We start from the raw sequence: 12,446 nt of genomic DNA, 5'->3' as shown, positions 1-12,446 counted from the left end.
ATACAACAAACGTTAGATTCACTGAAAAGCGAAATGTCCCAGATGCGCGATGAGCGCAAAAACAAACTCTCCATGGTGGTTTTCAGCGGAGACCTGGACAAGCTCCTTGCCGCGTTCATCATTGGGACGGGCGCGGCGGCTATGGGCATGGAAGTGGTCATGTTCTTCACCTTCTGGGCCACCCCCGCCCTGAGGGACCCGAAAAAGAAGGGCAAGGGCAAGGACCTGTTCGGAAAAATGTTCGGGTTCATGCTCCCCAAGGGAGCGGCCAAGGTTACACTGTCCAAGATGCATATGGGCGGCATGGGCACGGCCATGATGAAAACACTCATGAAGAAAAAGAACGTCGCCTCCCTGCCGGAGTTGATAGCCCTTGCCGGAGAGATGGGAGTTCAGATCTACATCTGCGAAATGTCCATGGACCTTATGGGATTCAAGCGGGAGGAGATGATCGACGTGCCGGGAAGGGATTTTGTTGGCGTTGCCAAATTCCTTCTGGAGGCCGGTGACAGCAGGATACAGCTATTCATTTAACCGGTTATGCTGTATAAAATTTATCGCATGAAAAGAATTAGAGTTGCTAATTCAAAATTATGAATATATCACGAATAATGAAAGGAGAATCCTATGAGTGACATTAAAGCAGATATCACAATGGATCTGAAGGGATTGGCGTGCCCCATGCCGGTGGTGAAAGTGAGCCAGCAGATCAAGAAAATGCAGATTGGCCAGGTCCTTGCAGCCGAGACAACCGATCCCGGGGCTCACGCTGATTTCCCGGCCTGGGCCAAGAGCACGGGCAATGAAATAGTCAGCACCGACAAAAAAGACACTGTTACTACATTCTTCATCAAGAAGCTGAAATAGCAATCTACTCATGACGGGATGCGGTGAAACCGCATCCCGCGGATATTATAAATAACCGAGGAGCGCAACATGTGGAGCAAGATATTTTATTTTGCCATGGTGCCCATGGTGTATTCGGCCTTTGCCATGTTGATCGGCGGCCTGTTGTTCAAGCTCATTGTGGTATTCTTTTCAAAAAAATTTCCCGGTTCGCTGGCGACCTTTCCGAAGCGTTTGCCGAGACCCATTGGGGTAGCCGCCGAGGCCTTCGCGGTTCCGGCGGCCTGGAAGAAGGACAAGGTCTTCTGGCTCTTCATCATTGTCTTCCACGTGGCCTTTGTCCTTCTTTTCATCGGCCATCTTGAGCTTATCCGGGAATTCAAGGTGCTGCAGATAATCCCCCACGATGTTTTCCTGGGGGCCGGAGCGGTCGGCATCGTGCTTACGCTTTCGGTGCTCTATTTTTTCTTCCGCAGATTCAAATCCCCCTGGCGTGAGATTTCCGCGCCTGAGGACTTCCTGTTCCTGATCATGCTGTTCCTGACGATCTTCCTGGGGAGCCATCTGCACCTGTCGGCGCGGTTCTACGCGGGCGGGGGCGCCTTCGACATACCGGTGGAGGCGTACCGCGAATACCTGTCGAGCCTGGTGGCCTTTAAGCCGGTCGTTCCCTCGGGCATAGCCGATTCTCCACACTATGTCCTGGTGGTGCTCCATGTTTTCCTCGCGAACCTGGTCCTTATGATGATTCCCTTCTCGAAAGTGGTGCACATGGCCTTCGCGTTTCTTTCATTGAACCTCAGGAGGAAGTAAGTCATGGAAAAAGAAAAAGGGATGGAACTGAAAAAAATCCTTAAAACGCGTCTCAATAGGCCGATGCGTTATTATGTGGACACCTGCACCCGGTGCGGTCTCTGCTATGACACCTGCCATGCCTTTCAAGGCATACCGAAAAAAGAGTACTCCCCCGTAGGCAGGGCCGAAGTGATCCGCAAGCTCTACAAGAAATACACTCGTCCCAGCGGTTTCCTATTCCCCTACTGGAGCGATGCGACGAAATTCAGCGATACGGTGATGGACCAGCTCTACGAGGCGGCGTGGTCCTGCACCGGGTGCCGCCGCTGCGTTGTCAACTGTCCTTTTGGCATCGATACTGGCATGATGATGGGGGTGGCCAAGCACCTCCTGGTAGCCAACGGCACCGCCCCGGAGGAGCTCGTCATGCTCGCCGATGCGGCAGTGGAAAAGGGGAAAAGCATCGACCAGTTCAAGGAAGGATACCGGAACGTCATCCGCGACCTCGAAAAGGAGGTTCAGAAAAAGCTTAACCTGCCGTCTTCCGACGGCCTGATTCCCATGGAGAAAAAGGACGCAAATATCCTTTACGTCGGCCTTGCCGGCGCCCATTCCATCGTGAATCCCGCGATCATTTTCAGTGCTGCCAAAGAAAACTGGACCCTGAGCTTTTTCGAGGCTGTCAATTTCGGCTTTTTCGCCGGTGATCCTGAAAAGGCGAATTTCATCGCCCAGCGCATCATCAAGGAAGCGACATCACTGAACGTGAAGGAAGTGGTCATCGTCGAGTGCGGCACCGCTTTCAGGATACTCAGGGCCCTCATGGGAAAGCTTCCCTTTAAGGTGTCTAGCATCGTCGAGGTGATACATCGCTACCTGAAAGAAGGAAAGATCAAGCTCAAGGAAGGCTCTGTCACGGAACCGGTCACCTACCATGACCCGTGCCAGCTGGGAAGAAACGGCGGCGTCTTCGAGGAGCCGCGTGATATAATCCGAAGAATAGTCACCGACTACCGGGAAATGACGCCGACAAAGGGCCAGAACTGGTGCTGCGGCGGTGGCGGAGGCCTGGTGGCCCTGGATAACGAGGATTTCAGGATAAAGACCGGGAAGCCGAAAAAGGAGCAGATTGTGGCGACGGGGGCGAAAATCGTGGTCACCGCCTGCGAGAACTGCGTTTCTCAATTGAAGACCATACAGAGCGGCTACGGACTGGACGTAGAAGTGAAATACCTGACCGAGCTTGTGTGCGAGAATATGATCGTGTGACGATTGACATTGCATCACCCATTTAGTATTTTTAGAATATCCACTTCCGGGGGAAGTGTCTTATCCTATATTTATTTGAGGTGATGCCATGAATGAATACATTCTCTTCGCCTGTATCCTTGTCTCTGTTTTTTTTCTTCTTACCGGCGTTTCCTATGGCCTTTACAGGTGGAAAATCATTACCAAGCTGTTCATCATTTTTGTTATCTCGGTAGCTTTTATAACCTACCTGGGATTTATCCTGGGAAAAATGGGGATGACCTTCAAGGTCAGTCTGATCACGATCCCGATCGGCCTCGTCACCGGCGTTGTGGCGGTTCTTTTTATCAATTCACTGATTGTTCGTCCGATCAAAGACATGCAAAAGGCCATATCCAGGATTTCCAATGGAGATCTCAATGTTGACATCAATCTGACCAGCCGGGATGAATTCGGCGAAATATCAGATCAGTTAAAGACAATGGCCCGGAAACTCAGCCAGATGATCGGCACTATGGCGGACCTGAGCAGGTATCTTGTTGATGCATCGCAGCAGATACGCAATGCATCGCAATCCCTCAGCGCCAGCTCATCGGAACAATCAGCAAACATCGAGGAGATATCCTCCTCCCTTGAGGAGATCCTGGCCAACGTTACGGAAAACGCCCGGAAATCACTCGACGCGAGAACAGTAACCGACGATTCGTCGCGGAAAGCCGTTGACGGTGGAAAGCAGATAGAGGATGCAATCCTGTCGATCAGTGACATCAGCAAGGACACAGAGAAGGTGACCGAGATCGTCGATTTCATCAACAGCATCGCCTTCCAGACCAACCTCCTGGCCCTCAACGCGGCGGTCGAAGCGGCCCGGGCCGGTGAGCACGGCAGGGGATTTGCCGTGGTGGCCGCCGAGGTGCGGAACCTGGCGCAAAGGACCTCACAATCGTCGAAAGAGATCAGCGACCTGATCGCCAATTCCCTGGGAACGATCAGGCAGGGAGAAAACCTATCAGCGAACAGCATCGGATCGATGAGAGGAATAATAGACTCGTCAAAGACCATCGTGCAACTGGTCGAGGAGATGGCCCTGTCCAATACGGAGATAGAGCAGGGGGTACGTCAGATCAGCTCCAGCATGAACGGTCTGGGTGAGATATCCCAGAAAAACGCTTCCTCGTCGGAGGAAATGGCAGGCACGGCGGACAGCCTCGCAAATCTGGTCAAGAACCTCAATGATATTATGTGAAAGTTTGTCATCGCCAAGGGCGCCTGAACCGGCTTTTGCCGCGGGATACATCATTTTTTGATTGTAATGAATCGCGCCCTGTATGACACTGGGAGCCGGATATGCAGTCGCTGCTATCCGGCAATTTTATATGAACGGTGCCCGCCCATGAAAAAAGTCCTGTTGCTTTGCGTCATCCTGTCCTTCGTCGCCGGCTGTTCGCGGTCGAAGGCGATACAGTTTTGCGAGGGCGTGTCTCCCAAGGGGGAAGGCGTCAATTGCGGCACGAAATTCGAGGACGGCGAGCTTACGGCTGTCATCAACAGCGAGGATCCCTTCGGGGTGAAATCAATAACGGTGCGGGTCTACGAGGTGAGGGAGAAAAAGACCGAGAAGGTCGACACCCTCACCGTAGACGTGAAACCGGACAAGCAGACAGCCTCGGTGAACCTTGCTTTCTATACCGGGGGAAAATACCTGGTCAGGGCCTACAAGAAGGATACGGCCATCGGCAGCGCCGAGATTGCCATAGAGGAGCGTTGATACGACCTGTGTATCGGCGCTCCTATTCAGAAGCCTGTTTTTTCCGCTTAAGCTCTTCCTTGTAAAAAACCACGATCAGCAGAAAAGCGCCCACCACGATGGATGAATCGGCGACATTGAAGGACGGCCACCGGTACACGCCATCCACGCCGATGGAGATAAAGTCGACCACGCCCGGGCGTCCCGGCACAAGACGGTCGATGATGTTCCCCACGGCGCCGGCCACAATGAGGGCCATGGACGTGTTGAAGAGGAGCGATTTGTTCTTCTCGAAGAAGTAATACACGATCATCAGGGCCAGCACGACGATGGACACGATGAGGAAAAGGTTCTTGTGCCCCTGCAGTATCCCGAAGACGCCGCCCTCGTTATAGACGAGGGCGATCCTCAGGAACCCGTTCAGAAAGTCGGTACGGTCGCCGAACCCGTAGTTACGGACGATAAGGAATTTGGTCACGATATCCAGGGAAAGGATAGCCGTGATGAGCCCCAGTGGCAGCAGATAGGTCTGCAAATGTTCGCGTTTCATGCTATTTAATCACCTTTATTATGTCAGTACAGCGCCGGCAGAGCTCCGGATGGTCCGGGTCGCTCCCCAGGGTTTCGAAGTAATTCCAGCAGCGGACGCATTTTTTACCGCCGGTCTTTTTGACCGCCACCGAAGCGTTATCGTAATCGCGCATGGCCGCTCCCTTCTCCGGGACCAGGGTCACTGATGCCACCTGGAAGAACCGGGAGAGCTCCGGACCCATGGAGGCCATCATCTCCTTGGCCGCGTTGTCCTTGACGAACAGGGTTATGTCCGCCTCCAGGGACGATTTCAGCACCTTGTCCCTGCGGCATATTTCGAGCTCTTTCAGCACGTCGTTCTTGATGTTTACCAGGCCCTCGATCTTCTGCTCGATATCGGGATTGTTGAAGCGGTCATCGAGCTTGTAGTAGCGCTCCATGTGGATGGAGCCGGTGTTCTTGTTGAACTGCCAGATCTCCTCCATGGTAAAGGCCAGGATCGGCGCCATGAGCCGCACAAGGGAGTTCAAGAGCTCCTGCTGCACGGTCTGGTTCGCCCGCCGCTTCTTCGAATCGGGCAGCTCCACGTAGAGAATGTCCTTGGAGATGTCGAAATAGATGGACGAGAGCTCAACGGCGCAGAAATTGAGCAGCTTCCGGTATACCAGGTGAAACTCGAACTTCTCATAATGCTCGATGATCCTCGCCGAAAGGGTGTAGAGCTTGTGCAGGAGCCACTTGTCCAGGTCCCCCAGCTCTTCGTAGGGCACGGCCTTATCCGGGGTGAAGTCCGACAGGTTGCCGATGATGAACTTGAAGGTGTTGCGGAACCGGCGGTACGAATCGGCGATCTGCTTCATCATCTGCATGCCGATGCGGACGTCGTTGCGGTAGTCCTCGGAAGAGACCCACATGCGCAGGATATCGGCTCCGTATTCCTTTATCAGCTTTTCGGGGGCGATGACGTTCCCCTGGGACTTGCTCATCGCCTTGCCCTCCTCGTCGAGCATGAAGCCGTGGGTGAGGACGGTGTTGTACGGCGCGCGGCCGCGAAGCACCATCGCGGGCCAGAAGGAGGACTGGAACCAGCCCCGGTGCTGGTCGCTTCCCTCGAGGTAGAGGTCGGCGGGCCACCGGTGGTCCTTCCACACGTCCAGCACGGCGAAGTGAGAGACCCCTGAATCGAACCAGACATCGAGGATGTCAAATTCCTTCGTAAAGGAATCGCCGCCGCATTTGCATTTTGTGCCGTTGGGTATGAGATCCTTGATGTCGTCCGTGAACCAGGAGTCGATTCCCCTTGTGCGGGCTATCTCGCCGAAGAGCTTTACGCTTTCGGCGCTCATCAGGTTTTCGCCGCACTTCTCGCACCGGAAGGAGGGGATCGGAACGCCCCAGGAGCGCTGGCGAGACAGGCACCAGTCGGGCCTGGTCTCCACCATCCCCAGGAACCGGGACTGCCCCCAGGAGGGGATCCATTCGGTCTTGTTTACGTTGTCGAGGCCCTTTTTCCTGAGGTCGTCATGGTCGATGTTCAAGAACCACTGCTCCGTGGCCCGGAAGATCAGGGGCTTTTTGCAGCGCCAGCAGTGGGGATAGGAGTGGTTTATCTTTTCGGTCTGGATGAGCACGTTTATCTTCTTCAGCATCTCCACGATGGGATCGTTGGCGTCAAAGACATTGACGCCCTTCATCTCGGGGTAATCATCGGTGAAGCGTCCCCGTTCATCCACGGGGCAGTAGACATCGAGGCCGTATTCGAGGCCCACGATGTAGTCCTCGTGGCCGTGGCCCGGGGCGGTGTGGACGATGCCGGTGCCGGCGTCTAGGGTGACATGGGTGCCGAAGATGACCTTCGATTCCCGGTTTATAAATGGATGGTAGACCTTGAGTTTCCTGACGGCTTCGCCGGGCAGCTCGATCTCGCCGTCCCTGGCCTTGCCGACGGCGCCCTCGATCTGCATGATGAGGCCCTTGGCGACGATGTAGTACTCGTTGCCGAACTTCACCGCTGAGTACTGGAATTCCGGGTGGAAGCTCACCGCCAGGTTCGCCGGAAGGGTCCAGGGCGTCGTGGTCCATATGATCACGTAGGTGTTGTCGGGGTCCATGCCGGGCGTTTGTATCGTGGCGGGATCGACCTTGAATTTCACATAGATCGCCGGTGTCGTGTGATCGGCGTATTCAACCTCCGCCTCGGCCAGGGCGGTCACGCAGGTGGGGCACCAGTAGATCGGCTTCTTGCTCCGGTAGATATATCCTTTTTCAAGGATCTTGCCGAAGGACTCGACGATGGTCGCCTCGTAGTCGCGGGTCATGGTCTTGTAGGGGTTTTCGTAATCGCCGAAAACGCCCAGGCGCTTGAATTCCTCCATCTGTATTTTTATGAACTTCTCTGCGAAATCGCGGCACAGGCCGCGGATCTTCTCCTTGGGCATGGTCTCAGCCTTGGAGCCAAGGTCTTTCATGACGCTGTGCTCGATGGGGAGGCCGTGGCAGTCCCATCCGGGCACGTAGGGGGACTTGTAGCCCATCATGGTCTTGTGCTTCACGATGATGTCTTTCAGGATCTTGTTCAGGGCATGACCCAGGTGGATATGGCCATTGGCATAGGGCGGCCCGTCATGAAGGATATAGAGCTCATCATTCTTCCGTGACTCAAGGATCCTGGCATAGATGTTTTCCTTTTCCCAGAGCTTGAGCAGTTCCGGCTCCCGCTGGGGCAGGTTGGCCTTCATCGGGAAATCAGTGGTCGGCAGGTTGACGGTCTTTGAATAGTCCATTACGTCCTCGTTTTAATATAGAGCCTCCGTGGCAAAATGGTATCGGGAGATCATATATTACTATAAAATAATAATCAGAAACATAATTATGAGGGGGTTTTGTCAATGTTTTTTTTGAAGACGCCGGCCGGGATAGCGGCACCGCGTTCAAAGTACCTTCAATTGTTCACGCACCCTATCTCGAGGTCGTCAAACATTGTCTCAAGGACCTTCCGCAGATCGGTCTGTTCCCAGTTGTCGATAAACCGTCCCGCTGTATCGTAAAAGGCCCCGCCGTTGTAGTACGCCACGGCCCAGAAGGCGGTATCGCTGCAGCGGAAATATCGCGCCGAGATGGATCCCCTGATGATCAGAGCATGCCACGGCTTCACGCGGGCGTACACTTCAGAGTTGGGAAGGCCGACATAGGATCGAATTGAAGAGATCAATGACATGTTTGTTCTGGCCGTGTCGGTCAGGGCGGCGTTGGTGGTAAAGGAGCCGGTGATCCTGCGCCACGCCCTCCCGTGCCGGTCCGTAACGGTCTCGGCAGTCAGCTTCGTATCCTTTCGGACATCAAAATGAAACTCCCGGATGAACCGCTCCCAGGTATAACCGGCCTGGTGCTGGTGGCTCGACCAGACTATGATCTTCTGGTCCAGGGCCGGCAGCATCAGGAGAGACCGGTTGTTCAGATTGTCAAGATCATCGGGCTTCCCGCCGGGATCTTTCAGAATGAATCGTCTTCCCAGGTTTTCCCTGTCATCCATGATGACATAGACCCCGAACCAGGTGTCCTTGAATTTGCAGGTGGGATCGAGGAAATTGCTTACCTCCCTGATCGACCGGGGAGAGAGCTTGTCATAATTTCCAACCGTGTACAGGTTGATGGCCCGTATCCGTACGGCTTCATCGGAGATGTCGCTCAGCATTTTGTCGAAGGCGACTATAAAAGGCTCCCGGTACAGGCCGGTGGGAACCCTGTGCAGTTTGATTCGGATCCCCTTTTTCTCGAGATTTACGTCCTTAAATACATGGGCCAGGTCCGCCATTGTGCATGACAGGCATAGGACCAGCGGCGCTGTGAATAATAAATTAAAGTGACGCATAAGCCCTCCCTGCGGCCTTAGCCCAATCGGATCCTCGATTCCCGTTCTATTCTGTTTTCCATGGCCCTCTCCAGTACCGGACGGGTGGCATAGATGATGGCACACTGCTTGGCCCTGGTCAGGGCGGTGTAGAGTATTTCCCTGGTCAGGAGACGCTCCGGCATTCCCTCCGGCAGGACCAGGAGCACGTTCCCGTATTCCGAGCCCTGGCTCTTGTGCACAGTGATGCAAAAGGAGGGTTCATGGGGGGGAAGGGTTTCCGCAGGGAAGAGCTTTATTCCGTCGGGCCAGGAGAAGGCTCCATTGCGGCGGCCCCCGGACCCTTTCAGTATGAGGCCCACATCGCCGTTGAAGAGGCCCCGCTCGTAGTCGTTCTGGGTGATGATGATCGGGGCCCCGTTGAAAAGGGCCATGGCGCCGGCGGGATCAAAGATGGGACCCAGTTTTTCCAGAAGGTACCGGTTGATCCCGGCCGCGCCGAAGATGCCCGACCTGAGGGGCGTCAGTATCCGGGCCTCGTCAAGGCGGCCAAGGATCTTCCGGATGTCCGGCGCCATGACCTCGGTATTCTCGTCCAGGTCCCTCGAAGAGATTTTTTCAATGAGATCGCGGTATGATGTGCCGTCAATGACAGGCGATAGGTAGTGGCGAGCGGCCCATGATGAAAGGATGCGGTGCATCTCCCTGAGGGGGGGGTCCCCGGTTCTTCCGGGCTCTATGCGCCAGACACCCCGCAGCGGGAGCTCTCCCCGGGGATCCCACTCCGGGATCATGGTTATTACGGACCGGTCCTGGCGGTTGATTCCCCCGGCGATATTTTTGATAGCTTCCTCGGAACGGTAGCTCTCATTGAGTATGACGACCCTGTCGGTGAAAGGGTCGGAACCCGCCTGGATTGAGGCGCCGCCGGCCTGCGGTTTGCGGCTGATGGCGATATCAGGCAGTATGGTCCCTACGGTTTCCGCCATGGCCGTGCTGAGTGAACCGTCCCGGTCGCCGGGGATGAGGTCGGTCAGGACAGCCCCGGCATCAACCGAGGGAAGCTGGTTGCGGTCGCCCAGCATCACGACGGCGGACCCTTCAGACACCGCTTCAAAGAGCTTCCCCAGGAGGACGATATCGATCATGGAAGCCTCGTCAATGATGATCAGGTCTGCCGGCAGGGGATTGAAACGGTTGTACAGGTAATCATCCCTGGCGGGGCTGTACCGAAGGAGACGGTGCAGGGTTGCGCCCTGCAGGGCCAGGAGGGAATCGTCATGGGAATCGCGCTCCCGGATCGACGCGATTCCCTTCAGGATAGATTCGGTCATTTTCCTGGCCGCGCGGCCCGTGGGAGCGGCGATCCTTATGCGGCCGGCGGGAACCCCGAGACGCGCCATGACCCGCAGCAGGCTGAGGACGATAAAGGTCTTACCTGTGCCGGGGCCGCCGGAGATGAGGACAAAATTCTTCAGCGCCGGCAGAACCACCCCCAGCTGCTGGTCTCCATTGAGGAGAACCGGCTCGTCGCCCCTGGCCAGGGGCTTTTCATGGAAAACGGTTCGGACCACTGACGCCAGTGTTCCTGGATCGGCGGGGATTTTCGCGTGCCGGCTGAGGATGGCCCTGAGGGAATCCCTGGCAGCTTTTTCGGCAGCGTAATATTTCTGGAAATAGAGAAACAGTCCGTCCCCTGAGGCAGCGAGGATGAGGGGCTTGTAAGTTTCTCGGGGATCCTCGAAGAGGGCCGGCGCGGATTCGTCCCGGCAATGAACCAGGGCCGGGTAATTCCTGATGCGGTGGAGGATATCCCTTACCCGCCCCCTTGTGGCGGCGCCGCACACCGGGGCTAAGACCCGCTCCAGCGACCGGGGCGAGCAATTCAGGCACACGCTTCCATCCGCGAGGGAAGCGAACATGGCGATGAGCAGGAGATGAAGGGAGATGTCTGAATATCCGGACAGCCGCGCCAGGTCGCGAATGGTCTGGTAATCGACGGTCAGGAGGTCGAGGTTCTCCACCGCCGCCTTGTATGCCGATTTCAGATCGTCCGTGTCCGATCCGGAAACCACGGATAGATCCAACAGGCGCTGGAAGGTACGTTCGTTCACCATAATTCCCGGTAATGGCAATAGATAGCACGCCTATAGGGGCGTTGATCGATGATATGGCCATGGAATTAGCCCGCGTCAATATTTATTAATTTTTTCTTGCATATTTCCGATGATCGATACCTAGATTACACAATGAGGGTTTCGCCCTCAACCAAATTACTGGAGCAGGAAGCCCTGCGGGGCTTTTAAGGGGCTGCGCCCCTTTGACCCCGGAAAAAATATACGCTAAGGACGCGTAAAATACAGGATACTAGTATACCCTGTAATGGATCCGTGCATTCTGCCCCGGAGGCTTAGAGCGTACTTCGCGGCCGCGCCCGGCGCGGGCATGATGGAAAACAGGAATCCGCGGCGCCGGGAGCCCTGGATGGTGAGGTGGATATGAAAACTGTCGCGATCATCGGAACCGGTCTCATGGGCACCGATATAGCCTGCGCTTCGGCCAATGCCGGCTTCGAAGTGCTTCTCTTCGATAAGGATAAGGAGCGTGCGATGAAGGCCCTGGGCCGGCTTCATGACCGGTATAAGCGGTACAAGGACACCGGCAGGCTGGAACAGGCCAGGGCTGACACCATCATGAAGCACTTTTCCCTCTGCGACGCCATTGATGAGATCAAAGGCGCCATGGTCGTGATCGAATGCGCCTTTGAGGATATCCATGTGAAACAGCAGATATTCCGCGACCTTGACCGGGTCTGCCGGGCCGACGCGGTGCTGGGCTCCAACACCTCCTCCATATCCATAACCGAGATAGCCTCCGCAACGAAGCGGCCCGAGTCGGTCATCGGCCTTCACTTTCTCAATCCGGCCCATGTGATGAAGCTGGTGGAGATCATCCCCGGCATCGCCACCACCCGTGAAACCGTGGAGACGGCCAAGACCTTTGTAAAGAAGCTGGGGAAGATCCATGTCGAATCGAAGGACTATCCCGGATTCTTGTTGAACCGGATGCTGGTGCCCCTCATCAACGAGGCCATCTATCTTCTCTATGAAGGGGCCGGCACGGCCGAATCGATAGACCGGGTCATGAAGGCGGGCCTCAACTTTCCCATGGGCCCCCTCGCCCTGGCGGACATGATCGGCCTTGACGTGCTTCTTGCCGTCATCGAGGAGATGCACCGGGGCTATTCCGATTCGAAGTATCGTCCCTGCCCCCTCCTTAAAAAGTACGTGGCGGCGGGATACCTGGGGAAAAAATCGGGGAGGGGTTTCTTCATTTATAACGATTGACGCCCGTAAGGGCGGCCCCGGTTTTTCCTTAGAACTTTTTTCCCCGCCGCCAGTCTATTAATTAAAACCCTTCACCCGCGAG

General features: G+C 55.5%; 11 protein-coding genes. 7 read left to right on the top strand and 4 right to left on the bottom strand.

Going from position 1 to position 12,446, the window contains the following annotated elements:
* Nucleotides 1-42 precede the first annotated feature (42 nt).
* From KA369_01680 to KA369_01655, 6 genes are all read left to right on the top strand, one after another.
* Entirely contained in the window at nucleotides 43-534 is a 492-nt protein-coding gene (locus tag KA369_01680; protein MBP7734660.1) for a DsrE/DsrF/DrsH-like family protein, read from the top strand.
* A gap of 102 nt (nucleotides 535-636) precedes the next feature.
* Nucleotides 637-867 carry a sulfurtransferase TusA family protein gene (locus tag KA369_01675; protein MBP7734659.1) on the top strand — a complete coding sequence of 77 codons (231 nt, stop codon included), beginning with the start codon at nucleotides 637-639 and terminating at the stop codon, nucleotides 865-867.
* Nucleotides 868-936: 69 nt separating this feature from the next.
* The gene (locus tag KA369_01670; GenBank protein ID MBP7734658.1) at nucleotides 937-1,659 is read left to right on the top strand and encodes a respiratory nitrate reductase subunit gamma; all 723 of its coding nucleotides are present in this window, start codon (nucleotides 937-939) and stop codon (nucleotides 1,657-1,659) included.
* A 3-nt stretch (nucleotides 1,660-1,662) separates the two neighbouring features.
* Nucleotides 1,663-2,910 carry a (Fe-S)-binding protein gene (locus KA369_01665; GenBank protein MBP7734657.1) on the top strand — a complete coding sequence of 416 codons (1,248 nt, stop codon included), beginning with the start codon at nucleotides 1,663-1,665 and terminating at the stop codon, nucleotides 2,908-2,910.
* An 88-nt stretch (nucleotides 2,911-2,998) separates the two neighbouring features.
* Entirely contained in the window at nucleotides 2,999-4,135 is a 1,137-nt protein-coding gene (locus KA369_01660) for a methyl-accepting chemotaxis protein (GenBank protein MBP7734656.1), read from the top strand.
* A gap of 147 nt (nucleotides 4,136-4,282) precedes the next feature.
* Nucleotides 4,283-4,657 carry a hypothetical protein gene (locus KA369_01655; protein MBP7734655.1) on the top strand — a complete coding sequence of 125 codons (375 nt, stop codon included), beginning with the start codon at nucleotides 4,283-4,285 and terminating at the stop codon, nucleotides 4,655-4,657.
* Between the two features lie 22 nt (nucleotides 4,658-4,679).
* On the opposite strand, the gene lspA is transcribed toward KA369_01655, so the two are convergent.
* The 4 genes from lspA to recD all read right to left on the bottom strand — a co-directional run bounded on the left by lspA (nucleotide 4,680) and on the right by recD (nucleotide 11,134).
* Nucleotides 4,680-5,186, bottom strand: coding sequence for a signal peptidase II (gene lspA, locus KA369_01650; protein MBP7734654.1), 507 nt, complete (start codon nucleotides 5,184-5,186; stop codon nucleotides 4,680-4,682).
* A gap of 1 nt (nucleotide 5,187) precedes the next feature.
* On the bottom strand, nucleotides 5,188-7,950 hold the full coding sequence (ileS, locus tag KA369_01645; GenBank protein MBP7734653.1) for an isoleucine--tRNA ligase: 2,763 nt from the start codon (nucleotides 7,948-7,950) through the stop codon (nucleotides 5,188-5,190).
* 158 nt (nucleotides 7,951-8,108) lie between these two features.
* Complete coding sequence (locus KA369_01640; GenBank protein ID MBP7734652.1) at nucleotides 8,109-9,038, bottom strand: hypothetical protein; 930 nt, start codon at nucleotides 9,036-9,038, stop codon at nucleotides 8,109-8,111.
* Nucleotides 9,039-9,055: 17 nt separating this feature from the next.
* Complete coding sequence (recD, locus tag KA369_01635) at nucleotides 9,056-11,134, bottom strand: exodeoxyribonuclease V subunit alpha (GenBank protein MBP7734651.1); 2,079 nt, start codon at nucleotides 11,132-11,134, stop codon at nucleotides 9,056-9,058.
* 375 nt (nucleotides 11,135-11,509) lie between these two features.
* Here recD and KA369_01630 point away from each other — a divergent pair, with 375 nt between their 5' ends.
* A complete protein-coding gene (locus KA369_01630; GenBank protein ID MBP7734650.1) occupies nucleotides 11,510-12,364 on the top strand; it encodes a 3-hydroxybutyryl-CoA dehydrogenase in 855 nt (284 codons plus the stop codon).
* Nucleotides 12,365-12,446 lie beyond the last annotated feature (82 nt).

Source organism: Spirochaetota bacterium (genome assembly GCA_017999915.1).
In the GTDB taxonomy this organism is placed as follows: domain Bacteria; phylum Spirochaetota; class UBA4802; order UBA4802; family UBA5550; genus RBG-16-49-21.
Note: the sequence above shows the minus strand (reverse complement) of the source record. Positions and strands in the feature narration are given on the sequence as shown.

Coding starts and splice junctions, on each gene's coding strand:
- KA369_01680 (MBP7734660.1), top strand. CDS start 43: ATGCGCGATGAGCGCAAAAACAAACTCTCCATGGTGGTTTTCAGCGGA.
- KA369_01670 (MBP7734658.1), top strand. CDS start 937: ATGTGGAGCAAGATATTTTATTTTGCCATGGTGCCCATGGTGTATTCG.
- KA369_01665 (MBP7734657.1), top strand. CDS start 1,663: ATGGAAAAAGAAAAAGGGATGGAACTGAAAAAAATCCTTAAAACGCGT.
- KA369_01660 (MBP7734656.1), top strand. CDS start 2,999: ATGAATGAATACATTCTCTTCGCCTGTATCCTTGTCTCTGTTTTTTTT.
- KA369_01655 (MBP7734655.1), top strand. CDS start 4,283: ATGAAAAAAGTCCTGTTGCTTTGCGTCATCCTGTCCTTCGTCGCCGGC.
- lspA (MBP7734654.1), bottom strand. CDS start 5,186: ATGAAACGCGAACATTTGCAGACCTATCTGCTGCCACTGGGGCTCATC.
- ileS (MBP7734653.1), bottom strand. CDS start 7,950: ATGGACTATTCAAAGACCGTCAACCTGCCGACCACTGATTTCCCGATG.
- KA369_01640 (MBP7734652.1), bottom strand. CDS start 9,038: ATGCGTCACTTTAATTTATTATTCACAGCGCCGCTGGTCCTATGCCTG.
- recD (MBP7734651.1), bottom strand. CDS start 11,134: ATGGTGAACGAACGTACCTTCCAGCGCCTGTTGGATCTATCCGTGGTT.